This is a genomic window from Roseibium sp. LAB1, from assembly GCF_054658235.1.
On record NZ_BAAGIB010000010.1, the window covers coordinates 15191 to 39677 of the forward strand.

At 58.0% G+C, this 24487-nt stretch carries 26 protein-coding genes and 1 pseudogene; 14 read left to right on the top strand and 13 right to left on the bottom strand.

Going from position 1 to position 24487, the window contains the following annotated elements:
- Positions 1-15: 15 nt before the first annotated feature.
- Genes ACYQ54_RS27760 through ACYQ54_RS27770 form a run of 3 tightly spaced genes read right to left on the bottom strand, consistent with a single transcriptional unit; the run spans position 16 to position 2274 of the window.
- Positions 16-459: a DUF6527 family protein gene (locus tag ACYQ54_RS27760; RefSeq protein ID WP_460088258.1), complete on the bottom strand. Its 444-nt coding sequence runs from the start codon at positions 457-459 to the stop codon at positions 16-18.
- A complete protein-coding gene (locus ACYQ54_RS27765; protein WP_460088259.1) occupies positions 456-1637 on the bottom strand; it encodes a ThiF family adenylyltransferase in 1182 nt (393 codons plus the stop codon). Before ACYQ54_RS27765 ends, ACYQ54_RS27760 begins: the two co-directional genes overlap by 4 nt.
- A complete protein-coding gene (locus ACYQ54_RS27770) occupies positions 1612-2274 on the bottom strand; it encodes a multiubiquitin domain-containing protein (protein ID WP_460088261.1) in 663 nt (220 codons plus the stop codon). The genes ACYQ54_RS27765 and ACYQ54_RS27770 overlap by 26 nt, the downstream gene beginning before the upstream one ends.
- 146 nt (positions 2275-2420) lie before the next feature.
- Between ACYQ54_RS27770 and ACYQ54_RS27775 the strand changes: the two genes are divergently transcribed.
- From ACYQ54_RS27775 to ACYQ54_RS27795, 5 genes are read left to right on the top strand one after another with little or no spacing between them, the layout of a single operon-like run.
- On the top strand, positions 2421-2630 hold the full coding sequence (locus ACYQ54_RS27775; protein ID WP_298987331.1) for a transcriptional regulator: 210 nt from the start codon (positions 2421-2423) through the stop codon (positions 2628-2630).
- On the top strand, positions 2627-3274 hold the full coding sequence (locus ACYQ54_RS27780; protein ID WP_298987328.1) for a hypothetical protein: 648 nt from the start codon (positions 2627-2629) through the stop codon (positions 3272-3274). Before ACYQ54_RS27775 ends, ACYQ54_RS27780 begins: the two co-directional genes overlap by 4 nt.
- A gap of 16 nt (positions 3275-3290) precedes the next feature.
- A complete protein-coding gene (locus ACYQ54_RS27785; RefSeq protein ID WP_460088263.1) occupies positions 3291-3809 on the top strand; it encodes a helix-turn-helix domain-containing protein in 519 nt (172 codons plus the stop codon).
- A gap of 9 nt (positions 3810-3818) precedes the next feature.
- On the top strand, positions 3819-4802 hold the full coding sequence (locus tag ACYQ54_RS27790; RefSeq protein WP_460088375.1) for an ImmA/IrrE family metallo-endopeptidase: 984 nt from the start codon (positions 3819-3821) through the stop codon (positions 4800-4802).
- The gene (locus ACYQ54_RS27795) at positions 4803-5375 is read left to right on the top strand and encodes a hypothetical protein (protein ID WP_460088265.1); all 573 of its coding nucleotides are present in this window, start codon (positions 4803-4805) and stop codon (positions 5373-5375) included.
- Between the two features lie 83 nt (positions 5376-5458).
- Here ACYQ54_RS27795 and ACYQ54_RS27800 read toward each other — a convergent pair whose 3' ends face one another.
- From ACYQ54_RS27800 to ACYQ54_RS27810, 3 genes are all read right to left on the bottom strand, one after another.
- Positions 5459-5884: a hypothetical protein gene (locus ACYQ54_RS27800; RefSeq protein ID WP_460088266.1), complete on the bottom strand. Its 426-nt coding sequence runs from the start codon at positions 5882-5884 to the stop codon at positions 5459-5461.
- Positions 5877-6119, bottom strand: coding sequence for a type II toxin-antitoxin system prevent-host-death family antitoxin (locus ACYQ54_RS27805; protein WP_460088269.1), 243 nt, complete (start codon positions 6117-6119; stop codon positions 5877-5879). Before ACYQ54_RS27805 ends, ACYQ54_RS27800 begins: the two co-directional genes overlap by 8 nt.
- A gap of 235 nt (positions 6120-6354) precedes the next feature.
- On the bottom strand, positions 6355-6771 hold the full coding sequence (locus tag ACYQ54_RS27810) for a MerR family transcriptional regulator (protein WP_460088270.1): 417 nt from the start codon (positions 6769-6771) through the stop codon (positions 6355-6357).
- A 76-nt stretch (positions 6772-6847) separates the two neighbouring features.
- Between ACYQ54_RS27810 and ACYQ54_RS27815 the strand changes: the two genes are divergently transcribed.
- From ACYQ54_RS27815 to merA, 4 genes are read left to right on the top strand one after another with little or no spacing between them, the layout of a single operon-like run.
- Positions 6848-7237 carry a mercuric transporter MerT family protein gene (locus tag ACYQ54_RS27815; protein ID WP_055661665.1) on the top strand — a complete coding sequence of 130 codons (390 nt, stop codon included), beginning with the start codon at positions 6848-6850 and terminating at the stop codon, positions 7235-7237.
- 18 nt (positions 7238-7255) lie between these two features.
- On the top strand, positions 7256-7567 hold the full coding sequence (locus tag ACYQ54_RS27820; protein WP_460088273.1) for a heavy-metal-associated domain-containing protein: 312 nt from the start codon (positions 7256-7258) through the stop codon (positions 7565-7567).
- A 4-nt stretch (positions 7568-7571) separates the two neighbouring features.
- Entirely contained in the window at positions 7572-7805 is a 234-nt protein-coding gene (gene merF / locus ACYQ54_RS27825; protein WP_460088276.1) for a mercury resistance system transport protein MerF, read from the top strand.
- Between the two features lie 4 nt (positions 7806-7809).
- Positions 7810-9234, top strand: a complete 1425-nt coding sequence (merA, locus tag ACYQ54_RS27830; RefSeq protein ID WP_460088376.1) for a mercury(II) reductase — start codon at positions 7810-7812, stop codon at positions 9232-9234.
- Between the two features lie 229 nt (positions 9235-9463).
- Here merA and ACYQ54_RS27835 read toward each other — a convergent pair whose 3' ends face one another.
- From ACYQ54_RS27835 to traA, 6 genes are all read right to left on the bottom strand, one after another.
- Entirely contained in the window at positions 9464-10075 is a 612-nt protein-coding gene (locus ACYQ54_RS27835) for a lysozyme family protein (RefSeq protein ID WP_460088277.1), read from the bottom strand.
- Positions 10076-10079: 4 nt separating this feature from the next.
- Positions 10080-11306, bottom strand: a complete 1227-nt coding sequence (locus ACYQ54_RS27840; RefSeq protein WP_460088278.1) for a conjugal transfer protein TraB — start codon at positions 11304-11306, stop codon at positions 10080-10082.
- A gap of 33 nt (positions 11307-11339) precedes the next feature.
- The gene (locus tag ACYQ54_RS27845; RefSeq protein ID WP_460088279.1) at positions 11340-11666 is read right to left on the bottom strand and encodes a type II toxin-antitoxin system RelE/ParE family toxin; all 327 of its coding nucleotides are present in this window, start codon (positions 11664-11666) and stop codon (positions 11340-11342) included.
- Entirely contained in the window at positions 11663-11953 is a 291-nt protein-coding gene (locus ACYQ54_RS27850; protein WP_460088280.1) for a type II toxin-antitoxin system ParD family antitoxin, read from the bottom strand. The genes ACYQ54_RS27845 and ACYQ54_RS27850 overlap by 4 nt, the downstream gene beginning before the upstream one ends.
- 64 nt (positions 11954-12017) lie before the next feature.
- Positions 12018-12539 carry a conjugative transfer signal peptidase TraF gene (traF, locus tag ACYQ54_RS27855; RefSeq protein ID WP_460088283.1) on the bottom strand — a complete coding sequence of 174 codons (522 nt, stop codon included), beginning with the start codon at positions 12537-12539 and terminating at the stop codon, positions 12018-12020.
- A gap of 35 nt (positions 12540-12574) precedes the next feature.
- Positions 12575-16198 carry a Ti-type conjugative transfer relaxase TraA gene (gene traA / locus ACYQ54_RS27860; protein WP_460088284.1) on the bottom strand — a complete coding sequence of 1208 codons (3624 nt, stop codon included), beginning with the start codon at positions 16196-16198 and terminating at the stop codon, positions 12575-12577.
- A gap of 1071 nt (positions 16199-17269) precedes the next feature.
- Between traA and ACYQ54_RS27865 the strand changes: the two genes are divergently transcribed.
- The 4 genes and pseudogenes from ACYQ54_RS27865 (at position 17270) to ACYQ54_RS27880 (ending at position 20531) form a co-directional block, all read left to right on the top strand.
- Positions 17270-17521, top strand: a complete 252-nt coding sequence (locus ACYQ54_RS27865; RefSeq protein ID WP_460088287.1) for a TraC family protein — start codon at positions 17270-17272, stop codon at positions 17519-17521.
- 28 nt (positions 17522-17549) lie between these two features.
- A pseudogene (traD, locus tag ACYQ54_RS27870) lies at positions 17550-17750 on the top strand (conjugal transfer protein TraD); the annotation flags it as partial.
- 40 nt (positions 17751-17790) lie between these two features.
- A complete protein-coding gene (gene traG, locus ACYQ54_RS27875) occupies positions 17791-19665 on the top strand; it encodes a Ti-type conjugative transfer system protein TraG (RefSeq protein WP_460088379.1) in 1875 nt (624 codons plus the stop codon).
- Positions 19666-19793: 128 nt separating this feature from the next.
- Complete coding sequence (locus ACYQ54_RS27880; protein ID WP_460088288.1) at positions 19794-20531, top strand: tyrosine-type recombinase/integrase; 738 nt, start codon at positions 19794-19796, stop codon at positions 20529-20531.
- Between the two features lie 49 nt (positions 20532-20580).
- On the opposite strand, the gene ACYQ54_RS27885 is transcribed toward ACYQ54_RS27880, so the two are convergent.
- Complete coding sequence (locus tag ACYQ54_RS27885; protein WP_460088289.1) at positions 20581-23550, bottom strand: Tn3 family transposase; 2970 nt, start codon at positions 23548-23550, stop codon at positions 20581-20583.
- Positions 23551-23693: 143 nt separating this feature from the next.
- On the opposite strand from ACYQ54_RS27885, the gene ACYQ54_RS27890 reads away from it, so the two are divergent.
- Positions 23694-24263, top strand: coding sequence for a recombinase family protein (locus tag ACYQ54_RS27890; RefSeq protein WP_460088291.1), 570 nt, complete (start codon positions 23694-23696; stop codon positions 24261-24263).
- Positions 24264-24487: the final 224 nt, after the last annotated feature.

Here is a 24487-nt window from a genome sequence, read left to right on the forward strand (position 1 = left end):
ACGAATTAGCGGCAATTAGTTGAACCAAGACTTTATCCAGCCCGCAAATCGAGACAGAGTCGTTGAACCTTCCCCTTTTTCCGCGGGATGATCCCGGTGCGTCGAAAGCCGATTCACAGCTGCTGAACCGCGCTTACTGATCAGATCTCGCTCCCGGTTGCGCTGAATTTGCTCATTGCTCCAGTTCCCTGCCCATCTAATCTTTCCGTGGTCGATGATGTAATGAGAGCGACAGGGGAAGGCCCAATTCCCAATCGACGGATGAACACTGATGGAAACGCCATCAAATGTCAGTTTCCAATCCTTCGGACTCAAGGGAGTTACGACTTCGCGGCCGCAGCCGCACGCGCAAAGGTGAAGCATCGTCGCGTACTCAAGAGACACATACAAAACTCCTGCTTCCATTGAACGGGGCACACTTTTGACGAATTGGTGCTCAAGCTCGAAAACCCCCGTCATGCCCTGTCCTCGTTTAGAACGTGGTTTCCGTCGATTGTGTAGATACTAAAGTGCTCCCGCTCTGTGTCTCGATAGAATCCGAACATCTTCTTCCAGCGAACCACTGCCAGACAGGCATTCATCGCATTCAATTCACAGACCTGAATGTTGCGGGAATAGACATTGTCACCTTGACCCGGCATGAGCGGTATCCGGCGTCGATCATGCACGTGGTGACGCTTGCTAGGCGTGCTGACAGTGGTCCTCAATTGCCCGGTCAGGCCGCCATCAACTTCATCTATCCCCATACCCACATCGATGAAGGGGGTCTGAGCAGACTCAAGGAACTCAATAATTTGAAGCTTCACTTCATTGGCATCGATGCAAACGAACACCATATCATGCCCCTCGAGCAGCTCGAGACTTTCCTCGTCGACATAACAAGGATGAGGAACGATCCCGCGATGCAGTCTGGAATAGATCTGCGCGTAGTGGTCGACTTTTTTAAGCCTTTGTTGCAGTTGCCCAAACGACGAGGCGCCCGGAGCTCGGAAGGCATTGTGCTGCTCGAATACATCACCGTCGATCAGATGAATTTCCTCAACCGGCGTCTTGGCAACAAAATCCAGAACATATGATCCCGTTCCGCCCAGCCCGATGATCGCCACCGATTTCATACGTAGCTTGTTGGTGATCGCCGTAATGCTCGCTCGACCCGAGGCATTGTCAAAATACTGGAAGGGCGAGTCATCATATGAAGCGATTACGCGACCCGTTCGCGCCGTTGCACCGAGCTCAATCGCCGCCGCAGGGCTTTCGAGAATGGTGGCGTAAGTCGTCATTTTCTCAAAATGATCTCTGTACTGCCCGGTTTTAGGCTTGCTCGAAAAATGATGATCCACAGTGAGATCACCGCCGATGACGTGCCGCTGCGAAGCGTTACCAATAGCGGTCAGTAGACGGCCCTTGGCATCGCAAGGAAACTCCCCGGAAAACCAGACCTGATGCGTATCGGGAGCAGCCTGTTCAGTAATTGAACCGGGTAGGGTGGACACGAGGATGCCGCGTTTAACCTGACGCGATGCGTTCACATAAGGAACGCCACGCATTACGAGGTGACCATACTCGATCGATACTTCGTAGCCATCGTCAAGCAGGCGCGCGACATCTGACCTAAGATTTGTCGGTCTCAGAGACATTGAAGATCATCCTTTTTCTCAGTTTGACGGCCTCGCCATCAATCAGCGTACCTTCGGGTGCTCCGCCATGACCTTTACGAAAGCTTACGGTATAAGCGGTATTCGCGTCCTGCTGCGCATTGGGAAAGGCGAGCTTCACTACCTCCCAGAAAGTCAATTTGCCCGGGTCAACCAGGATCTCACGTGTGTTGACCACGATGCAGATCTGGTGAGGCTGTCGCGACAAAATACGCTCTACACCTTTAGGATTCAGGCGGACAAATCCGTCATCTTCAATCGAACGATCACCGCTGCTGTCGAGGACAAGTTCGTGATCATCGGGAACGTTGGCATAGAGCCGGATATCGTTGGCGGAGATTTCAGGGGCGCCCCATTCGAATCCCCGCTCGTTGATCGTAAACGAAAAAACCCGATCCCCCCTGAACGAGCGGAACACCGGACGAGCTTTGTCCTCAAGGTCGATTTTTTCTTCCAGACCGACTGACCGCGAGGTTGCTTCTCTGATTTGGATCAATTGGTAGTCGCTCGCGGGATTAAGGCCGGCATGCGCCCGAATATCGCGACCCGTCAAAATTGCATCATTGGTCGCATATTGCTCGCCGTCCAACTCGAATTTGTATTCGCTCATATCAGGCATAATTGCCTCCTTTTGGTTGACTTACACCACCGATATATGAAGTCAGCATATAATTTCAAGCTAATTTTTAGCTATTTTCCAATTATATTTTCCTTGACAATTGCACGCTTTTTCACTATTTCAAGATTCGCAAAAAGGGGAGAAAAATGACAAAACGCACAATGACGCTCAATCTGACCGAAGCGGAGATGAACGCTTTGGAAGGAATGTGCGAGCAAAAAGGCCTGTCAAAGATGGCTCTCGTGCGCCAGGCGCTACGGCTTTATAAGTCAGTAGATGACCGGCTGGCGCGCGGCGACAAGGTGTTCATCGAGAGCGCCGACAAGGCCGAGAAAGCTGAGCTAATGGTCCTATGAAGACATTGCTCGACAAAACGTTCTTGCTGAATCGAACGACGGGAAAATTCGAGGAAGCGGAAATCTTTCACGGCATCAGCGCCGATAATATCGCGCATGTGGAAGGCCGGTGGCGGCCCATGTTCGAAACGCGACGAAGGGATGCCGAAGCTGCAGGCATGACGATGGCCGATGTGAACGCCGAGGACTACCATTGGGAATGGGCCAAAAAAGCTTTCGGAGCCCTCAATAATCCACTGCTCTACGACGTGTTCGTCATCGAATGCGGCGGCGGCACGCAGGCTATAATGATCACTTGCAAGGGCGGTGAAGATTGTTTCAGTCGCCACCACGAACATGAACGCGCGCCGCTGGTTTATGTCGAGTTGGTTGCGACCGCCCCCTGGAACCGGCCAAAGCTCGTAGCTACACCGACTTACAAGGGGCCCGGCAGGGCGATGATAGGCACGGCCGTCAGCCTGAGCCTGGAAGAAGAATTCGAAGGCAGAATCGGACTCCATTCGCTTCCGGGAGCTGAAGTATTTTACCGGGACGCGATCGGGATGACCGATTTCGGAATAGATAAAGAAGGAGTGCATGAAGGACTGAGATACTTTGAACTTCCACGCAGCCGGGCGGCAACCTTCTTTTCCTTGCCACACTAACCAAGAGGAGCTGACCATGAAACTGCATTTCACATCTGACTGGTTGCGCAGGCATATTGAAACTGATCCGGACGTTGATTGCGAAGCGGGCTTTCCACTACGTGACGCGACTCCTCTTAAGCGTTTCGTTGAAGAGGAGAAGGTTCCTGTTCAGCCAATGCGGGAAGTGGCGCCCGAGCAGAAAACTGCTGTGCTGAACGTGCTTGTCTATCAAGTTCGCCGTCGCGACAAACTATCGATCGAGCAGTTTGCCGACAGAATTCGCGTTGATGCGGCAGAGCTCAGATCGATTGAAGAAGATCCGGGATACTCTCCTCGTCCACGCACACTTCATAAGCTGGCCGAGTATCTGAAGGTGCCGGCGACAGCGGTCCAAAGCCTGACTGCCGATGCCATCATCCGTAACGACAATATCGAAGACGCGGCTTTGCGCTTTGCCGCCAGTTCGGACGATTTAACGGCTCTTTCGCGAAACGAAAGGCAGGAACTGAATGCTTTCGTGAAGTTCCTATCAACACTGGACAAAGGAAAATGACCATTGCCTGTGCTCGAACCTCAAATCGGACAATATGAAGTCCAGGACATCAATGATCGAATAGCACGGTTGCTGCGGGACATGGGGAACCCGCAGCCTCCGCTACGTCTTGAAGAGGTCCGAGCACAACAGAAACTTGACCTGACCTACTACAGTAAATCCGACCTGGGTCTGCTGGACGAGATAGCTCACCGCACGGTCCTTGCGGGAAAAGCCGTCGTCTCCGCAGTTAAATCGATGCGAGAAGTGGTCGAGCGATACGGCATCCGTGGAATGCTTATGCATGCCGATGGCAACCGACGCATCTTCATCGACAAGGATGAAGTCAAGCAACTAAAACGGCGTTTTGTCATCGCGCATGAAATCGCTCACGACCTGCTCGATTGGCATCGAGAGCTGCTGCTTGGCGACAATGAAAGTACACTTAGCCCTGTTTGTCACCAGATGATGGAGGCCGAAGCGAACTATGGTGCCAGACGCCTAATTTTCTTGGGTGACCGCTTTCAGCAGGAAGCAAGAGATTACGACTTCAACTGGAAGACGGTGTCGGACCTGAAGAATCGCTTCGGCAACACTTTAACCACCACACTTTGGCAAATGATCTGTGAGCGGGATCCGTCACATCCGACTTTCGGCTTGATCAGCAAGCACCCCTACTACGCCGACATCTGTAAGAAGGTGAAGGAAGGAAGCGTCGCGTATTTTCCACGTTCTCAAGGATTGATCAAACAGTTCCCAGCTCTGACGCCTGAGATCGCCTATGCCGCGGTATGTCAGCACGCAACGAGGCGAAAATCAGGTCCTATCGGTTCTGGAGAAAGCATTTTTTACGATGCCAATGGAGAACCCCATCTCTTCGAAGTCTACAGCTTCTGCAACCGCTATGATTTGCTTACTTATGGCCTATATTTAAAGCCGTACAGCCATATTCACGCGATAGGCACTTTTGCCGCGCGAGGGAGTTCGGAAAAACACTATCGACGGGAGAACTGAATGTTAATTGGTGAGCCACTTTTTCGCCAAGGCGACCTTGGAGAGTATCTTCGACAGCAAGTAGCGGCTATTGAACCGTACGTAAGCAAAAATGTAACTTCTTCTGATTTGGAGAGATCAGATGTGGAGATCGCAGAAGCGCTGCTGCGGGAGGCGAAAATCGATCCACTAGTTATCGATTTCGATAATCCCAGCAGAAATGTCGAAGAAGCGCGCGTTCGCGTGCATGACATGTTTGATGGTGTCGTCGAGATCGATGGTGTCCGGGCAACGAAAGCCTTCAGATTTACCGGCGAAAGCGATCTGTTTCGCTTTCGACCAAACAGATGGTCCAATTCTCCGCATGGTGTCATTCGGAACGGTCAAGTAGTGATCGGAATCGAAGGGAGAAACGACGCCGACGCTATCAAAGGTGAAATTGATCGTCAGGAATCCTCTCTTCGCGAGCATGCTGAAAACTCTTCGGCGCAAGTGGCCGAGCACAATGCAGCGCTGGAGCAGCTATTGATTGAAGCCGTAGCAAGACGGCGCGACAGACTAGGCGGCATTGAAAAATTACGGGATGCGTTTTAATGAAGTAGTGCCCCAATGGGGAATAGTTCCATAATTACTATTACGCGTTTTTTGATAAAGAGTTGATTTATAAAAGATAATAGCTATCTGCGGACAATACGCTCCGCCTTGCGAGCCTTGATAGCTTTCACCAGCTGCACCTGAACTTGCTTGGTGAACTTGATGCTGAATGCGCCTATCCTGCCACCCGGTTCGAAATAATAAGACTGTTCTGGAAAATCGGAGTTGAACTCGTCGCAGATCACCCAAAGTTTGAGTTGCTCGTCGAGCCCAGCCCGCTTTTTCTCGATCTGCGGAACTTCGATGAAATGAGTGCCTGTAGCCGGCTCTTTGGTAGTGACTGGGACCAGGATAACTTCGGTTTGGTTCTCTTGTCGTCGATTGATGAGCACCAAAGCACATGGCCTTGCTTTCCGGCCTTCGGTTTCGCCGCGGCCGGCTTGCCAACTCCACAGGTACGGATATTCCCAGACATCGCCCAGGCTAGGTGTGTCCTGTCGATCAGTCATTCTCGATACTGTCTTCCAGCGCCGAGAGCAGATCACCGGCATCTGCATCGGACAGATCAGTCACGTGAACGGCTTTTCTGGTATCCTTCTTCTGCTGAATGCGTTCAAACTCTTCTGTCGTCAGCACGACAAACCGGGATTTCCCGTGCCGTTGAATGGCGACAGGCTCCTGGGCGGCCGCCGCGAGGACGTCTCCGGTCTTGTTGGCAAGTTCTGTTGAGCTGAACGAACGCATGGCGAACTCCAATCGGCTTTGAAAAATTCACTATATTAGCTAAAATAGATAAAATCAACATTATAAAGGATAGACTGGAATGGGCCGCAAAGAGACTGCCGGCTTCTTTGCTCCGATTGGGCTTAGCTGACATTCATCAGCTCAGGTTGCGGTGGCGTTTCCGGCCCGGAGCTGCCGCTCGACCGCCAATATAATGAATGGCCGCTTAAGAGCTATTTATGGTTGCGGTGTTTTTTCATGGGTGCGTAATTGCGTCGAGCACCGGACAATCCGGGACCTTGGCGCCCGAACACCTGGATGCGGTTGCAGCGAGGACGGCTTCGATCCGCCTGAGATCCGCGATCCTCGTGCGGATATCGGCAAGGTGACGCTCTGTCCGCTCCTTGACCTCGGCGCAGGTCGGCGCGGCGCCGTCTTCTAGCCCCATCAGCCCGCGAATGTCCTCCATCGAGAACCCGAGTTCGCGGGCGCGCAGGATGAAGCGCAGGCGCGTGGCGTGTGCGGTGGAATAGATGCGGTAGCCAGCGTCGGTCCGGGGTGGGTCGGGCAACAGTCCGGTCTTCTCGTAGTAGCGGATCGTCTCGATGTTGCAGCCGGTCGCCCGGGCCAGGTCGCCGCGTGTGAAGCCGCTCTCGCGCTCGTGATCGGTCATGGGCAAGTTTCCTCTTGAGCCTGTAGTTGCTACAGACCCTACACCTCTCGTCTAATACAGGCGAGAGGTGCGCGACATGGCGCTGACAAACGACAAAACAGATAGCCCGGGCGGGGATCGCCCGGCCCGAAAGTCATGGCTCGCGGCAGGAGGAGTGCTGGGCGCCTTTCTCGCTTCGGCCTGCTGTGTCGGGCCGCTGGTGCTGCTGACCGTCGGCATCTCCGGCGCGTGGATCGGCAACCTGACGGCGCTGGAGCCTTACAAGCCGATCTTCGCCGTGATCGCGCTCGGCTTCATCGGGGCCGGCTTCCGGCAGGTGTATTTCCGCAAGCCGACCGTTTGCGAGCCGGGTTCGTATTGCGCGCGCCCATCCTCGGCGCGCATCACCAAGACCGCGCTCTGGGCATCCCTGATCCTCGTTGTTGCCGCGCTCACCATCGACTGGTGGGCGCCGCTTCTCTACTGACCCCGAAAGGACACCCTCATGAAGAAGATCCTTGCCCTTGCCCTTGCCCTTTTCGGCCTGACAGCCGTCGCACCGATCACCGCCATTCCTGCCACCGCGCAGACCGTCGCCGCCGAGCAGACCGTGACTTTCGCAGTCGATAATATGACTTGCGCTCTTTGTCCGGTCACCGTGAAGCGCGCGATGGAAAGTGTCGAGGGGGTCCGCGCCGTCGAGATCGACTTCGAGGCGCGGACCGCCACGGTCGTCTTCGACACCGCCGCGACCAGTGCCGACGCCATAGCGACCGCGTCGGCCAATGCAGGCTACCCGGCGCGTGTGTCGGGCTGACGGGATGACCGAGAAGACTGACCGCAAGCTGATCGCGACAGGGATCACCGGCACCGTCATCGCGGCGCTCTGCTGCTTCACGCCGGTGCTCGTCGTGCTTTTCGGCGCCGTGGGCCTGTCGGCCTGGCTTGGCTGGCTCGACTATGTGCTGCTGCCCGCGTTCGCCTTCTTCGCCGCGATCACCGTCTATGCCGTCTGGCGGCGGCAGCGGCGCCAGACCACTCGGACGGATGGATGACTTGATGAAAGACGACTGTTGCGCGCCCAAAGGCGATTTCGACCTTGCCGTGATCGGCGCCGGATCGGCCGGGTTCTCGGCCGCGATCACCGCCGCCGAGGGTGGCAAACGCGTTGCGCTAATCGGGCATGGCACCATCGGCGGCACCTGCGTGAACGTGGGCTGCGTGCCCTCCAAGACGATGATCCGAGCGGCCGAGGCAGTGCACGGCGCGCGGGCGGCGTCCCGGTTGCCGGGCCTGCGCGGCGAGGCGCAGGTATCTGACTGGGCCGCGCTCGTCGCGGCCAAGGACGATCTGGTCGCGACGTTGCGCCAGAAGAAGTACGCCGATCTGCTGCCGAGCTACGATGGCGTAACCTATATCGACGAGGGCCCGGCGCGGCTCGTCCCCGGCGGGGTCGATGTCGGCGGGCGCAGGATCACGGCTCCCAAGGTGATCGTTGCCACCGGCGGCCGACCCGCCGTGCCCGACATCCGTGGAATCCAGGACGCCCCGGCGCTAGACAGCACGTCGCTTCTCGAACTGGAACAGCCGCCCGAGAGCCTGATCTTCCTCGGCGGCGGCTATATCGGCGTGGAGCTGGCGCAGATGATGGCGCGGATGGGCACCCACGTGACGATCATCTGTCGTTCGCGCTTGTTGCCGCGCACCGAGCCGGAGGTGTCCGAAGCGCTCACGGCGACCCTGCGGGCCGAGGGCCTCACGATCCTCGATGGCGCGACCTATCACGCCGCGCGGCGCGACGGGGACCGTGCAGTCCTGACCGTCACGGTGGACGGCGCAGTCCGCGATCTGACGGCCGACCGCCTTGTCCTGACGACGGGACGCGTACCCAACACCGAGGAGCTGGGCTTGTCTGAAGTTGGCGTCGAGACCGACCAACGCGGTGCGATCCGGGTTGGCGATGACATGCAGACCACGGAGCCCGGAATCTTCGCCGCCGGTGACGTCACCGATCGCGATCAGTTCGTCTACATGGCCGCCTACGGTGCCAAGCTCGCTTCCCGCAACGCCGTGCTGGGCGGGGCGGAGTACTACGATAATTCGGCCATGCCCTGGGTGGCATTCACCGATCCCCAGGTCGCGGGCGTCGGTCTGACCGAGGCGCAGGCGCGCGCGGCGGGCCATGACGTCAAGACCAGCGTGCTGACCCTCGACAACGTGCCCCGCGCGCTCGCCGCCCGCGACACGCGAGGGCTGATCAAGTTGGTCGCGAACCGGGTGACCGACCGCCTGCTGGGCGGCGTGATCCTAGCACCGGAGGGAGCCGACAGTGTCCAGACGCTCGTCCTGGCGTTGAAGTTCGGCATGACGACAAAGGCTCTCGGCGAGACGATCTTTCCCTACCTCACCACTGTTGAGGGCCTCAAGCTTGCCGCGCAGACTTTCGACATAGACGTGACGAAGCTGTCGTGCTGCGCGGGGTGATCCCAAAAAAGCTAGTATTCATAGATCATTTAAACTGGTGACCGATCTCAGGATAATTGCGCTATTGAGTGAGAATGTTGCCACAATTGTGGCAACTCAGAGCCTGCGGATCGGACATCCAACAGTGGCGCAGCGAACAACCATTCCCCGCCCTTCCTGGGCGCTCAGTCAGTTTGCAGCGAACGGCCGCTTTGCTGTCGGATAGAATCCTGTCGAACTGCTGAGATGGTCATTCTCTGTTGAAGTCCCCTATTCCGGACAGATCGACGCCAATGTCCGCCTTGTTTGGATCCTGCGCCCAGAGCTGTTGCCGCAGCTCATTCTTTGAATTTTGACCTGCGTTTTCGGTGTCTGGCGCCGACGCGTCCTCCATCGACGTGTCCGCCTCCGGGGTTGCCAGCTCAACGCTCTCTCCTGGGTCTTTCACTGTCAACACATACTCGCCGTCGAAATACCCAGTCTGGTACGCTTCAATGGCATCTTCGAACGCCTCTTGAACGGGCGTGCCATACCATTTCGTCACGACCCGATAGACGCGGGCGAACAGCGCGGTACCGATTTTGATGTTGTTGCAAGTGTCGAACACATCCGCGGTGAACTGGGACTTGTCGGTGGCGCCAATTCCAACGGGATATTGCGTGAGACCGACGCGCACGACGGCTTTGCCTAGGTGCTCCTGAACGAGCTTCATCGCCTCTTCGGGTGATTTGGCTTTCGGCACCAGAAACGTCTTCGATCCGGCCCGAACGGTCACGTTCAACGGATCCTCTGATCCTGCAGCCGCGATGAACTCTTCAACGATGGCAGGGGTCAGAGAAGGATCGGCACACTGTTCTATCATGGCTTCACTCGTTGAATGCGACCACCAGCGGAACGTCGAACAGCTTTGCCCAGGCTGTGACGCTGGCGCGCTGAATGGCGATAATGTTAGTGTCCCCCGTCCACCATCCGTTGGCGATTGCCACGATGATATCGGCATTCATAGCCATGGATTGCAGGACAGGCCACACAATCAACTGCTCGTAGCAGATCAAGGGCGCTGCGCGATAGCCCGCGACCTGCATAACTGGATTGTCGAAGATGTAGGCGTTGGCTCCGCCGCCGTCTTCTGTGAGCACCCTCCAGGGCTGCCACATGGAGACCGGGACCGGCATGCGTTCGCGATAGAGGATCCGCGCGCCGCTTCCTAAGATCTCCACCATCACCGTGTCATAGCCGCTCTTTTGAATGGCCGCAGCGCCCCCGATCACCGTCACTGACAGATCCGACAAAGCATCCGTCCAGAGCCGTTCCGTCGTCGGAGTCCACAGCCCTAAACCGCTCTCCGGCAGAACCGCGACTTTCACCCCCTGCCCGGCCGCCTTGCGAACCATGGCAATGGTTTCCTGCTGCTGCTCATACCCGGCGTACTCGCCAGCCCCACTGTTCAGGAAACGCGTGTTGATGCCGGTCCAGCCCTCGGCTACCTTCGGCTCGGTCCAGACTGCCGCGGACCAGGCCGCAAGCCCCGTGACGACGGGAACCGCGATCTGCCAAAAGCTTGTGGTCATCATGAGCATCAGGATCGCGGTTGCTGCCAGTCCGAACCAGCTCCACCCCGGAAAAAGCACGCCGGCCGCAGTGATCGGGCTGGCCCACCCCATGATTCCGAAAGGTGGCAAGCTCATCAGAACACTTGCGATCAGATACCGCAGCATTCGCGGCCATCCGGATCGGGCCGACCACAGCGTGGAATAGATGGCGACAAAGACGAGGGACGCTGCGAACCAAAGCCCTATGCCGATGGCGTATTGGGATCCGAAGAATATGCTTGCGCCCTGCGGCAAGCCTCGTGACGCTCCCAAGAAGTGCACTGCTGCCACCAGCGCCGCCACGGATCGAGACGGGGCATAAGCCCAGAAAGCCGGAAACAGCATTCCGGCCGGCAGCAGAAGCACGTTGCCCGACCAGCCGATTGTGCCGGTCGCTATGCCTCCCAGGACGCAAAACAGACCTCGCGCGAATTTAAGGCTGGAAGGTGAGCACTTCTCGCGCCAGGCCGAGAACACCGCCCGCCGGGGTGGGCGCAACATAGAAAGAAAACTCAAAATGAAAAACCTAGCCGATCAAAACCCCAGATCGCGCAAATGCTCGTCAATATTCATGCGCTCGTGGAAGATTTCAACGACCTCCAAGACATCCGGCTTGTCCCTCAAAATAAGATAATGACCGCCTTCGCGAATGTAGGTCAAACCGGCATCGTCCCGTATTCCCTTCATCAGCAGGTCACAGGTTCGCGGTTTTGAGCCTACCCCGTTGGCCACGGCTTCTAGCCGCTCCGACAGTTTCCTCAGATAGGCCTCTGCCTGGATTTCACCAAATTGGTCCCACGTATAGCTGGCAATATCCGCCAAACGATCCAGCGCGGCAGGCGAATAAACTATCTGCTTCACGCTGAAGCCGGGCGATTTTGCCGGACCTTTGCCATCACGCCGAAGACAAGCTCTTCAGAACCGAGTGTGATCCCCTCGCCGCGATCAAGCTGCTCCAACCCGACGGCGACGCGCATGCGGAGTTCCGCAAGCTCCACGTCCCGGAGCTCCCGGCGCTCCTTCAAAACACGCAGACCTTCGCGCAGGACTTCGCTTGCATTGGCATATTCGCCGGACGCAACAAGTTCGTCGACAAAAGACGAAAGCTGCGCGGTCAAAGCGACATTACGGGCGTGAGCCGCAGGCATGTGAACCATCTCCTTAAAGCTGGATTTGAACGATCTTAACATCGGGTGGCCAACTTAGCCATCCTCATTTAACATCGAAGATAAAAACCGGCGTCGCCAGGCCGAGAACACCGCCCGCCGGGATGGGTCCAAAATATCTTGAATCATAAGAAGCCACGTAATCGGAATGAACAAAAAGTGCGTCGGCCGGAACGATGCCCCCGGTATAGGCGGTCAATGGACGCCCCTGCCCGTCCTTCGCCTGGATGGAAGAATGCGCAAGACGCTCGCCATCGATGGCAACCTCGCCGCCCTTGATGATGACGGTCTGCCCCGGCAAAGCCACAACGGTTTTGATCAGCGGTGCCATGCCGCCATTGCACAGGCCCGCAGGGAGATACAGCCGCTCGCGCGCCAGTTCGATCGCAGGCGAATTGGCCGGTGGACATATGAACAGAGTGTCGCCTACCCGGACCTCGCGGGACAGTTCCTCGATCCGCCAAAGTCCGAGTGGAAAGCTCGGCGTGGTATTGATCCGGTATCCGCCGAGGAAACCGGCGGCGGCAATGCCGCCAACCGCTAGTCCGGCAAGCGACAGGATTGCCAAGGCTTTCCGCCTACCCCGTCGCCGCGACTTCTCTGTCACCTGGTCATGCCCTGATCTTTGGAAAGATCCTTTTTCAGAGCCTGCGCCTGAGCTTTCTCCTGGGAACGCTTCTTTGCATCGACTTTCTGCAGCGCGTTGAACTTCGGCCATGCGTCCGCAAGCTTGCCCCGGTCTTCGTCGGCAACCCGGGCCGCGGCCTTCTCAAAGGCAGGCCCCTCCGGTTTGAGACCGGCCATGAACGTTCTCTCGCCGAACCGCTGGTCCAGCTTCGCGGCGACTTCACCGAGCTCGGCCTCGACTTGTCTGTCCGCCAGAAGGAAGGACAGGCCCGCATTCAAATCGTTGCGGTCGATGGCATCGCGGATCCGCGACAAGACGCCATCGGCCGCCGGCGACAGCGCCGGCACATCGACGCGCGACAGATCCCGCTCACCTTCTAGCTCGACGGTGCGCAAGTCTCCGATGTCAGCCCTGAGACGAATGTAGTTTTTCACGTCATCACGAAGCTGCGGAACGTTGTTCAACGCCTGCTCGCGATCTTCGCGAGCGGATTTGCCCGCAAGCATCCCCGTCTTGCCGCGTAGCGATCCGAACTGTTCGGGCGCATTCGCCAAATCTTCAGCGAGCTTGTCTCGTGCGGACATCTGCTCAGCGCCGCTCGACTTCACGATGTCATCGATCCGCATTGCCTTTACGGCCTCGTCCGGCTGCTCGTAAACGAGACGGGCGCGGTTCTGGATTTCAACCCAATGGGCTGTCAACGTTGCATCCGACTGCAATTTGGCCTCCACAGTCTGTTTGACGGATAGTGCCCATTCCTCAACGCCTTTGATCCAGGGTTGCAGCGGGGCCGCCTGTTCGCGTGTTCCTCTTTGAGCGGAATTGGTGCCCGTGACAAGCCCGAGCGAACCCGTCTTCAGCTTTGCCCCGAACGCAGCAAGCCGTTCCCCGAGGCTCGTGAGCTTGGCCTTCTGCTCAGAAAGCCAACGGCGCTGGTTCTGGATCATGGCCTTGGCGACCCTTAGGCCATAGAGCCCGCGGTTGTTGGCGTAGGCGAGCGCCTGGGCGTAAAGCTCCGATCTCGCGTAGTCGAGCGTCGTTTCCTTCGCTCCGGACCGGGACAAGAAGAATTTCAATTGGTCCGCAATCAAGTCGGCGGAGGTTTTCACCTTCCACTCATTGCGGTGTGCCATCTCGCCGTTCGATAGCTGAAACTCCACCTTGCCAACGTGATGAAGGCCAATCTTGTCTCCAGGCTGGCAACCGGCCTCGCTCAGTGCTCGCTCCAAGTCCACGCTCCAAGTCGTGTGCTGCTCGCCTTTCGAGTTTTGGAGCGTCACAAAATAGCTGTCGCTGTTGTTGACCTTGTTCTCGAACGGCGCCTTTCCATGCGCAACGAGTTCCCCGGAACGGCGGTCGTTAAATTCCTCCTCCGACGCATAGAGCTTCATGTCGCTCCGATGGCGGGTCAGCGCCACATAGGCGAGATGCCGGTCCAGGGTGCGCGTTGCCAAAACCTTCACCCTATCGACCGTCGCGCCCTGGGATTTGTGGATCGTGGTCGCATAGCCATGATTGACATGCCGATAGGTTTTCTGATCGACCTCCACGCGCCGCGCTTGATCCGAACCCGGCTCACCGATCTCGGCGACGAAGCGCCCCTCGCCCGCTTCAACGACACGGGCCAGCATGCCGTTCTTGACGTTCAGATCCCGGTCGTTCTTCAGGAACACGATTTGATCGCCGGCCGCCAAGAACCGCTCACCCTCTTCGGTGTGGAAGCCGTGCCCTTCTTCCAACAGCCCGCGGTCGATCAGCGTTGAACGAGCAAGCTCGTTGAGCTGCGCAACATCGGCCCGGCGATGTGCGAGCATCAGCATCGACCGGCCGGGGTCGTAGTCGGCCGCCCAATCCTCGATCATCTCGTTGATGGTTTCTTCCAGAAGCGGCTTGCTGACGAGGCTTCCGTTTGACTGATAGGCTTTGAGAGCATCTTCGACCTTGCCGCGCGCCAGGTCCATCGACGCATCGCGCATCCACTGCTCGCGCTGCCGGTAGATCGTGCCGAGTTCCGCGTAACCGGTTCGCGCTGTCAAGGAACGGAAGGCAGCGCCGGCTTCGATCGGCTGGAGCTGTTCCGCATCGCCGATCAAAACCAACTTGCCGCCGGCCTTCGCAACCGTCTCGACAAAGACGCTCATCTGACGGCTATCGACCATCCCCGCCTCATCGATCACGAAGACGGTCTTTCTGTTCGGCAGGCCCTCACCCTTCGACCATGACAGTTGCCAGGACGCCAAAGTGCGAGATGCAATGCCGGCTTCTTTCTCAAGGCCCTCGGCAGCCTTGCCGGCTAGCGCGGCTCCGACAACATGATAGCCGCCCGCCTCCCACACCTCCCGCGCTGCTTTCATCATCGTGGTCTTGCCGGCACCTGCCCGGCCGACGACCGATGCCATACGCTCTTTCGCCGTGATGCGCTCAATCGCAACACGTTGCTCATCCGAAAGCTGCGCGACCCCTGCCAGCACTTTGGAGCAGATCTTCGCATCGACGCCATGCGACGACGCGGAAACCATCTTGTCGGCAAAGCGGCCCATCTCAGCTTCAAGCCGCAACAGATCGCGGCTGGTGTACTTTGCTGGCTCCAGCTTCTCCGTGTCCGGATTGATCGCTTCAACAGCGAGCTTCACCGCATCCGGAGAAATCAGAACGCGGGCAAGCAGGTCCTGGAAAAGATCGGGATCATCGGCATACCTGTGAATGTACTTCGCGATGTCCCGCTGATCGAAAACACTCTTCTCCCGCGTGACGGCATCGAGCACGATTTCCGGACGGCTGGTGATCCGCCGGATATTCTCGCGGCGGCTCTCCTCGTGCCAAGCGGTTCTCTCTAGATCAACGTCACGCCCCTGCCCTTTCGCCTCTTCCGCAATGTTGCGCGCGCTCACTCCGATCTTCGTAGTCGGATGGAGATGGATGCCCTGGGCTTCATAAGAGCGATGATCAATTCGGGCATCGTGCCCGGATTGCTCAAGGCTCTTGTTTGCATGAACCGCCCATAGCTCACGCCACTCCTTGAGCGTGGCTTTGTCGCCCGCCCAAGCCTTGTACTGGAGCTTGCCGCCTTTCCGAACCGGCTCACCTTTCTCATCAAGAAGGGTTTCCCACTTCGACCCGAAACCCTTTTCCGTGAGCGGTGCCATCGTCAGCATGACATGGACATGGGGATTGTCTTCTTTGTCATGATAGACCCAATCCGCGACCATGCCCCGAGAAGTGAACGCATCGGCGACGAAGTTCCGCATCAGAACAATGTTCTCTTCCCGGCTCAGATCGGACGGCAGCGCCAGAACGATCTCACGGGCAAGCTGAGCGTTGGTGCGGGTCTCATGCGCCTCCACCGCATTCCAAAGCGCCTCACTCGCGCCTGCGACACTCCGCCCGTCGATTAACGTCCGGAACCACTGCGGCGTCTGATCCGGCAGCGCCAGTTCCTCATGAACCAGATCGCCGCCCTTATGGGCGTAATTGAATTTCTTGTGGTCCAGATCGTTCGATACCGTCATCTGCGTACGATGCCGGTATGCAGCAGCCGCGACACTCGACCGGCCTTCACTCCGGGAGATCACCTGAACATGGAAATGGTAGATGGCCATGGAGGGCGCTGAACCTGCGGGCGGCGATGATGGGGGCGAACGGTGGCGGGTCAAACTTCGCGACAAAGTTGCGAATGCACTTGACGCTTAGCACGTCAGGATTGTAACCACAATCCTATAAGTGCGCATTAGAAAGTTCTGCTTGAAAAGCAGTCCTCTTAATGAGCAGCCGCCATGCGGCGGCTGGGCGCAAGCCCATCTCTTCGGTTTCAAGTCGCGAAGCTCATTTTCTGAAAAAGGCGCTTCAAGAAATGATTGACTGGCTAATTCGCCGCAAAAGGCGGACACAGGTTGCTCCAATCGAGTGTCATGAGCTGTGGGAGTATCTTACTCCGAAACGCCGGGACGCGGCATCGGATACGCGCGGCGTTCAAACTCTCGTGGCGCTGCTTTCCTTATGCAAGGCTTGTCACCGGATGTTTCATCCGGGACGCGCTGAAGCGCACAGCCAGTCTGACGAAGTGTGGGAGCGCATTGCCTGGGCTAACCGGTGGACGGGCGAACAGGCTGCCGCGTATTCCCGTGTCGTTCATAAAATCTGGCAACGGCGATCTGCGATCAGTTGGGATCTCGATCTAAGGCTGGTTCGCAATTGGGAACTCGTAGTTAGAAGGCGAAGGTCAATATGCGCGATGACGGCCGTCTCCAAGATGTCAAATCGGATCGCATCACCGGCCTCATGGACGTCAACTGGCGCTTCTCCAAAGAGAACAAATTTCAAAAAGCGTTGCCTCTTCCGGACTGGTTGACTGTCTAACCGACCTCGCGCCCGGATCTGGTTTACCACAGGCTACGGCTTTCTCTTCGGCGCTTGATGGGGAGCGCGTTCAAGCCTCCGCCCGCTCCGTCCGGTTTTCCTCAAAACCGGACTGCGGCCCTTCGGGCTGGAAAACCAGATCCTCAAAACCCGCATGTCGAAACCGACAGGCCCATATCTTTTTGCCTGAGCGGACTCCGCATTGGTTGAGCCAACCGCTCGCACTGCAACCCGTCTCGACACGGAGTCCCCGACCCGTTAAGAGCGAACCATGCCGCTCCGGCAACCATTCATTTGAAGAGGAATATTTTGCGATGGCTCCACGCACTGCTAAAACCGCGTCCGAACAGATCGACGACATCGAGGCACAGATTGCGAAGCTTCAGCAGCGCAAAAAGGAAGTGCTCAAGAAGCAGTCCGAGCGCGTTGCGAAACTTGTCATGGAGAGCGGCCTGGCCGATCTCGACATTGACGAGGCAGAGCTCTCCAAAGCTCTGAAAGACTTGGCTGCCCGATTTCAAAGCCCGTCCACTCCACAAGTTCACACTCCGGCTCCGCAGAATTGAGGGGCAATTCCGAACTCTCGAAAACCGGATAAAGCGGGCTCGCCTCATGGACCGCAAGAAAGACGCAAGAGAGAAGATCCAGCTCGGCGGCCTCATCGTCAAAGCCGGACTTCGCGAAACCGACAAGGCCATCCTTCTCGGCATCCTCACCGATGCCGCGAAACGCCTTGGCGATATTAACGAGCGCGACAGATGGCGCGCGATCGGAAAGGCGGCGTTCAAGGATGACACTCAAAAGGGCAATGTTGATGCTGATCCCGATAGCCCTCATGCTGGCGGCGGTATGGGGCTTGAGCGGGATTGAGACAAAGGTGGCCTCGTTTGCCACGAGCCAGAAAGCCTACATGATGCTCGGCAGGATCGGGCTCACCCTCCCCTTCCTCGTTGCTGCCGGCCTCGGTCTCATTGTTCTCTTCTCGGCGCGCGGCAACCTCGACGTTAAGTGGGCCGGCTTCGGCGTCTTCATCGGCGGCGTGATGGTCTTCGCCGTCGCGGCGCTCCATGAGGTGCTGCGGCTGAATTCATTCTCATCTCAGGTGCAGCCTGGGACGATCCTGCAATATGCCGATCTCTATTCGCTCGGCGGCGCGGCCGGCGCGCTCTTCGTCGGCCTGTTCGGATTGAAGGTCGGCCTGAAAGGCAACACGGCGTTCGGCGTCAACCGGCCGAAACGTGTTTCCGGCCGACGGGCGATCCACGGCGAAAGCGACTGGATGGACAACGCGACTGCCGCAAGGATCTTTCCGGAGCAAGGCGGAATTGTTCTAGGTGAGCGCTATCGGGTCGATAAGGATAGCGTGACGGATGTCAATTTCGATCCGCGCCATAAAGAGACCTGGGGCAAAGGCGGCAAGGCTCCCCTCGTTGCTTTCGATCAGGGGTTCGGATCCACACACGGTATCGTCTTTGCCGGATCGGGCGGCTACAAGACGACATCGGTAGTCATTCCGACCTGCCTTAAATATCCCGGCTCCATGGTCGTTCTCGATCCTTCGACAGAGATAGCGCCGATGGTATCTGAGAGCCGCAGCGCGATGGGACAGAAAGTTATCTGTCTCGATCCCAAGGAATCTGACGTCGGCTTCAATGTCCTCGATTGGGTCGGCCAGTTCGGATCGTCTATTGAAGAGGACATTGCGACCGTCGCCGCCTGGCTCATGTCGGAAAAGCCGCGGCTTGCGTCCGGCGCCGATGACTTCTTCCGCACCAATGCCGAACAGCTCATCACCAGCGTGATCGCGCATGTGGTGTTTTCCGATCAAGAGAACGCCACGGGAAGCCGGTCGCTGCGCGCCGTGCGGAGCATTCTGACGAAACCGGAAGAGAACCTGAAAGAGTTCCTGGCCGAGATCCACGACACGGCCCCGAACGAGTTCGTGAAAGAGCTCGTCGGTCCGTTCATCAACATGACACCTCAGACCTTCTCGGGCGTCTATGCCACTGCTGCCAAGGAAACGCACTGGCTTTCCTATGACAACTATGCGGCGCTGGTATCCGGCAACACGTTTGAAACGGATACGATTACCAACGGCCGAACGACGATCTTTCTCAACATCGATCTGTCCACCCTGGAGAACCACCCCGGCATGGCAAGGGTGATCATCGGCGCATTCCTGAAGGCCGTCTATAACCGGGACGGCAACATCAACGGCCGGGTGCTCTTCATGCTGGATGAGGCTGCGCGCCTCGGTTACATGCGCATCATCGAGACGGCGCGGGACGCCGGCCGCAAATACTGCATCTCGCTCTTGATGCTGTTCCAGTCTCTCGGACAGATGCGGGAAGCCTTCGGCGGAAAAGATGCCACATCCAAGTGGTTCGAATCCGCGTCCTGGGTTTCTTTTTCCGCGATCAACGATCCGGACACGGCCCGCTACATTTCCGACCGTTGCGGCATGACGACAATCGAGGTGGAACAGGTCAGCCGCTCCTCACGCGCCGGTCATATCACGCGTAATCGGTCCCGCCAGCTCTCTCAGCGTCCTCTCATCCAGCCGCATGAAGTTCTGCAGATGCGATCCGACGAACAAATCATATTCACCAGCGGCAACGAGCCTTTGCGTTGCGGCCGGGCCATGTTCTTCCGAAGAAACGACATGACCGAGAAAGTCGGCGCGTCCCGGTTCAGGAATGCGGCCGGTTAGCGGCCCCTTGCACGAACCCGCTTCGCGGGAGGGTGCTCGTGGCGAGGTTTAGTGGTTTCGTCTGAGGCTCTGGGCAAGTAGAGGCTGTAGTCCGAGCATGGAGTTCCTTTCAACAAGAGGAACTCGAGATGACCACCTTACAGACCGACACCCCGATCACACCGCTGCGTCAGCGCATGCAGCAAGACATGGTGATGCGGGGCCTGGGATCGCATACACAGAATGATTACGTTCGCCACGTCAGGAACTTCGCTGCGTTTCTCGGGCGCCCTCCCGACACAGCGACCGCCGAGGACATCCGGCAATACCAGTTGCACCAGCACGAGACCGGCGTGGGCCCGGCGACGATCAACAGCACGGTTTCGGCGCTGCGCTTCCTGTTCACGGTAACGCTGAACCGGCGGGATTTGTCGCGAACTCTGGTGATCACCCGCAACCCGCGCAAGCTGCCCGAGGTGTTGAGCGTGGAGGAAGCCGCACGTTTGCTCGAGGCGGCGTCTGGCATCAAATACAAGGCGGCACTCGGTCAGGTTGATCACGGTCGCGCCCGCCGGGATCTGTTCCGCCGCCTCCGGTGTGCGGATGTCGAACTGGATCTGCCTGACCCGATCCGCATCGGCGCCGCCTTGCCGGGACGCCAGAATGATTGGGCTATCGGTATGTTCGAGAAGCAGGGGCACGACCCGGCGGCCGACATCGCCGGTGCCTCCCAAAAGAACGACGGGTGCAGTAATGGAGGGGGCTCCCTTTGGAATATTGACGAGACCGAAGGACGGTCATTGCGCAAGTGTCGGAACCTGAAGAGGGACGTTGCCGTCGTCGGTCCCTGCTTGCCGGTTCAAGACGTGTGCTGGTGGAGGGCATAGCGCTAATTTCCCGCCAGACAACGCTAAGCCGGTACAAAGCTGGAACATCCTACGCCACTCGTTGACCACCGGTTAGGGTGAGCGGCTTCCGTCCTGATGTTTCTGCGGCACGGTCCCAAAGGAAGTCGCCGGAAAAGGCGATGTGCTCCCATCCTGCCGGCGACGTGTGTGGCAAGAGATTGTCATCTATCTGATGGCCTTCGGCGCGCAGGTGTTTGATGGCATCCGCCATATAGGTCGAGTTCCAGTAGACAATCGCCGCAATGACGAGGTTCAGGCCAGAGGCCCGGTACTGCTGGGCTTCCCGGCTGCGGTCGATGACGCGCCCCTGACGGAAAGTATAGATGGCTTGAGCGAGAGCATGGCGCTGTTCCCCCTTGTTGAGCCCGGCCTGGCACCGGCGGCGCAGGGAAGGATTTTCAAGCCAGTCGAGCATGAACAGGGTCCGTTCGATCTTGCCGATTTCCTGAAGCGCGATGTCCAGCTTGTTCTGACGCTCATAGGCTGCAAGCTTGCGCAAGATTACCGATGGCGCGACGTGACCGGATTTCAACGAGGCGACCAGCCGGACCACGCCGTTCCAATGCTCCCGGATGATATCCGTGCGAACACGTTTGCCAAGAAGCGGGGCAATCGAGCCGTAGCTGGAAGGCTGTGTGATCGGGATCAGGCGCCGATCGGCAAAGTCGCGCAATCGCGGGCAAAACCGGAAGCCGAGCATGGCGCACAGGGCGAATACATGATCGGAAACGCCGCCCGTATCGGTGTAATGCTCCAGGATGGACAGATCGCTGCCATGGTGGAGCAGGCCGTCGAGCACATAGGGTGCTTCATGTGTTGCGGCCGTTATCACCCCTATATGAAATGGCCCATGCTGATCGGAGACGTGGGTGTAGAAGCTGAAGCCGGGATCGACACCATAGCGCGCATTGATATCGCCGCCCGAAGCACCCCGCTTGGCTCCGCGGAAAAACTGCCCGTCTGAACTCGATGTCGTTCCGTCGCCCCAGATGCTGGAAATCGGCAAACGATGCTGTGCGTTGATGATAGCCGCAAGCGCCTGCCGATACGTGTCTTCGCGAACATAGGCATCTTGCGTCCAGATGAGCTGGTCCCGGGTCACGCCCTGGCTGGCTGCGGCCATCCGCGACAGACCGAGATTGGTGGCATCGGCCAGGATGGCTGCAAGCAGGGCGTTTTCGTTCCGGCACGTCTCGCCCGTGCGCAGATTGGTGAAGGTCGACATGAACCCGGTCTCTCGGGCAACGTCGTGCAGGAGTTCCGTGATCCGGATGCGTGGCAACAATGCGTCGAGGCGATCGGCCAGCGTTTCCGCTTCGGGCGGGACTGCGGACCTGATCGGAGAAATCTGAAGGCGTTCCCCGGTAAACCGCACGCCTTCAAGCTGATTGCGCTTGAGACGACGTTCGAACCTCTTTAGCCGCCAGTCCAGTTCACGACCGCGCTGCGCAAGCCATTCGTCGGCTGTGTCCGGCAAACCCAATTCGGAAACGATCGAAGCCGCGGTTGGTTCGGGCAACAGATAACTGTCGAAGCGCCGGTAGGCGGATGACCGCTCCACCCAGACATCTCCGGATCTCAGCTTGTTCCGCAGGTGGGCCAGGGTCGCGGTTTCATAGAGGCGGCGATTGATTTTGCCATCGGCTTCGATCACCAGTTTGCGCCAGTCCTTCTTGAAAGGCATCGGCGGATCCGGCGGCACAGTGCGTTTGCCCGATTTGTTGAGATCGCGGAGCGTTTGTACCGCAGCGATGGTTTTGGCGCTTCCCCGGCCAGCCTTGAATTCGAGCGCTTCGATCAGGGCCGGAGCGAACTTTCGTAGAGTGGCATACCGGTCCACCGCCATCACGAGAGGATCGACATCCGCTGTCTCTGCCAGCGCTTCGACTTCATGCCTGGCCTTGAGCAGGTTGGCCCAGCCGACTGTCTCGTCGACCAGTTCGATCGGGTCGGAGTCATTATGATGGGCAGTAGAAAGGGCATCGATCGTTCCGCGGAACAGCCGCATCAGCCGAGCAACGTCCTTGGCGGTCCCAACATAGCGCCGGGACTGTTCGTTCTGCGCGCGGCTGAACATGCCGCCGACCAGCTTGTCCGCCATTTCGATTGCCGCATCGGTCAGCCGTTCTTCAAGATCGATCAGCAGTGCAACCAGTGTCGCACGGCGGCGGGACACCGTGTAACGCTCGATCATATAGGCGGGAGATATACGCGCCTCCTGCACGAACTGGCGGTACCGGTCTGGATGAACCGTAGTGCTCAGCTTCGCGGGGATATTCACCTCTCGTATTGCTTGCAGACGTTCGAGAATGCCGCGCACATGATCGGGCTTCGCGGCCGTTGGGATCGCTTTCAACCAGGTCAGCGGAACCGTCCCCGTGCCAGTCTCGTCAATCAGCAGGGCATCGAGCTCTTGCAGTTGCGCAGGGCTGAGGCCGGACAGAAGCGCATGAGCCGCCAGCTTGCGGGCCCGAGCCCGGCCCGCGATGCCTGTGCGTTCGATGGTCGAGATCGCTGGCAGCAGAATTTTAACTTCCCGCAAAGCGCTTATGATGCCGGCGGCAATATCTACGCCCTTGTCCGTGCTCCATGCTGCCGTTGCCGCCGCATCGATCATGAACGGGATGTCCGTTCTGGCCGCCGGGCGCAGTCCGAGTGCGGTGGCGAGCTCGCGGGCATGATCCGTCATCGTTTGCCCCCGCACCGCATAGTCGGCAAGCACGCTCGCTGGAATCTCCAACTGTTCGGCAACAAATAACAACAGCTCATTGGGAAGCCCGGCAGGCCGGTAAAGAACCTGGGCCAGCGACATGCCGGGATGTCGAAGCAGCGCGAGTTGCAGGGCCAAGCCGAGACGGTTGTGGTCCTCCCGCCGGTTCCAGATCAGCTCAAGGTCGCTCATCTCGAAGGTATAAAGCCGGGCAAGAGTGTCTCGATCAACTGGGATACCGAACAACTGTTCCCGTTCAGCTTCGCTCAGCAATTCATGTTTACGCATGTCACCTCTTTCCCCGTCCATAAAAGGAGCTACAAATTGATGGACGGGAAGGAATAAAGAGACCTATTCTGTGGACGGAATTGAAGCTGTTCGTCGCGGCGACCGAGGGTTGTCCACAGAACGGCCGTTTCGGAGACAGGGATATGGGGGCAATTCTCGGCTACGCACGCGTCTCGACCGGCGACCAGGATCTGACCGGTCAGACAATGCGCCTCGACCAGGCTGGTGCCATCAAGGTGTTCACGGACATCAAATCCGGGAAGAGCATGGACCGACCGGGCCTGGCGTCCCTCCTGGATTACGCTCGCGAGGGGGACACGCTGGCCGTGGTGCGGCTCGACCGACTCGGCCGGTCGCTGGCGGAACTCCTGGAAACCGTGAAGATGCTGCAAGAGCGGCAGATCGACCTTCTCAGCCTCGAGGAGAAGATTGACACGTCCTCAGCGACCGGCGAATTGATCTTCCACGTCTTCGGTGCGATTGCACATTTCGAGCGGCGGTTGATCTCGGAACGGACGAAAGACGGTATTGCTGCGGCCAAAGCCAAGGGGCGGCGGCCGGGACGGCAGCCCCTCGACTTGAAGAAGGTGGATGCTGCAATGAAATTGATCGAGGCGAACGTCTCGCCGGCAGAAGCTGCGAAGCAACTCGGTCTCGGGCGGTCTACCGTCTATCGTGAGATGAGACGGTTTGGTGTACGGCGACCGACGTAAGTCAGCGAAAACAGCGGAAGTCTTGCAATTTCAGATAATCTCAACTCGAGGTGTGAGCCATTTTGTTTCCTATACAGAATTCGAAAGGCTCTACCTTTTTGCGTGTTCTTAGCGACGAACAACACGTAGCAACTTACTTAGCCTGTCTTATTCACGACGGGTCTTGAATGGGCTGGCGAATGTAGCTTAAGCGATTGATTTGGCGTAGGATTCGGTTGTCTAAT

What these genes read in the sequence shown, in the direction of transcription:
- ACYQ54_RS27865 (WP_460088287.1), top strand. Translation starts at nt 17,270, where the DNA reads ATGGCTCCACGCACTGCTAAAACCGCGTCCGAACAGATCGACGACATC.
- ACYQ54_RS27785 (WP_460088263.1), top strand. Translation starts at nt 3,291, where the DNA reads ATGAAACTGCATTTCACATCTGACTGGTTGCGCAGGCATATTGAAACT.
- ACYQ54_RS27760 (WP_460088258.1), bottom strand. Translation starts at nt 459, where the DNA reads ATGACGGGGGTTTTCGAGCTTGAGCACCAATTCGTCAAAAGTGTGCCC.
- ACYQ54_RS27815 (WP_055661665.1), top strand. Translation starts at nt 6,848, where the DNA reads ATGGCGCTGACAAACGACAAAACAGATAGCCCGGGCGGGGATCGCCCG.
- ACYQ54_RS27890 (WP_460088291.1), top strand. Translation starts at nt 23,694, where the DNA reads ATGGGGGCAATTCTCGGCTACGCACGCGTCTCGACCGGCGACCAGGAT.
- ACYQ54_RS27835 (WP_460088277.1), bottom strand. Translation starts at nt 10,075, where the DNA reads ATGATAGAACAGTGTGCCGATCCTTCTCTGACCCCTGCCATCGTTGAA.
- ACYQ54_RS27800 (WP_460088266.1), bottom strand. Translation starts at nt 5,884, where the DNA reads ATGACTGATCGACAGGACACACCTAGCCTGGGCGATGTCTGGGAATAT.
- traG (WP_460088379.1), top strand. Translation starts at nt 17,791, where the DNA reads ATGCTGGCGGCGGTATGGGGCTTGAGCGGGATTGAGACAAAGGTGGCC.
- merF (WP_460088276.1), top strand. Translation starts at nt 7,572, where the DNA reads ATGACCGAGAAGACTGACCGCAAGCTGATCGCGACAGGGATCACCGGC.
- ACYQ54_RS27840 (WP_460088278.1), bottom strand. Translation starts at nt 11,306, where the DNA reads ATGTTGCGCCCACCCCGGCGGGCGGTGTTCTCGGCCTGGCGCGAGAAG.
- ACYQ54_RS27795 (WP_460088265.1), top strand. Translation starts at nt 4,803, where the DNA reads ATGTTAATTGGTGAGCCACTTTTTCGCCAAGGCGACCTTGGAGAGTAT.
- ACYQ54_RS27780 (WP_298987328.1), top strand. Translation starts at nt 2,627, where the DNA reads ATGAAGACATTGCTCGACAAAACGTTCTTGCTGAATCGAACGACGGGA.
- ACYQ54_RS27810 (WP_460088270.1), bottom strand. Translation starts at nt 6,771, where the DNA reads ATGACCGATCACGAGCGCGAGAGCGGCTTCACACGCGGCGACCTGGCC.
- traA (WP_460088284.1), bottom strand. Translation starts at nt 16,198, where the DNA reads ATGGCCATCTACCATTTCCATGTTCAGGTGATCTCCCGGAGTGAAGGC.
- ACYQ54_RS27770 (WP_460088261.1), bottom strand. Translation starts at nt 2,274, where the DNA reads ATGCCTGATATGAGCGAATACAAATTCGAGTTGGACGGCGAGCAATAT.
- merA (WP_460088376.1), top strand. Translation starts at nt 7,810, where the DNA reads ATGAAAGACGACTGTTGCGCGCCCAAAGGCGATTTCGACCTTGCCGTG.
- ACYQ54_RS27885 (WP_460088289.1), bottom strand. Translation starts at nt 23,550, where the DNA reads ATGCGTAAACATGAATTGCTGAGCGAAGCTGAACGGGAACAGTTGTTC.
- ACYQ54_RS27765 (WP_460088259.1), bottom strand. Translation starts at nt 1,637, where the DNA reads ATGTCTCTGAGACCGACAAATCTTAGGTCAGATGTCGCGCGCCTGCTT.
- ACYQ54_RS27805 (WP_460088269.1), bottom strand. Translation starts at nt 6,119, where the DNA reads ATGCGTTCGTTCAGCTCAACAGAACTTGCCAACAAGACCGGAGACGTC.
- ACYQ54_RS27850 (WP_460088280.1), bottom strand. Translation starts at nt 11,953, where the DNA reads ATGCCTGCGGCTCACGCCCGTAATGTCGCTTTGACCGCGCAGCTTTCG.
- ACYQ54_RS27880 (WP_460088288.1), top strand. Translation starts at nt 19,794, where the DNA reads ATGACCACCTTACAGACCGACACCCCGATCACACCGCTGCGTCAGCGC.
- ACYQ54_RS27820 (WP_460088273.1), top strand. Translation starts at nt 7,256, where the DNA reads ATGAAGAAGATCCTTGCCCTTGCCCTTGCCCTTTTCGGCCTGACAGCC.
- ACYQ54_RS27775 (WP_298987331.1), top strand. Translation starts at nt 2,421, where the DNA reads ATGACAAAACGCACAATGACGCTCAATCTGACCGAAGCGGAGATGAAC.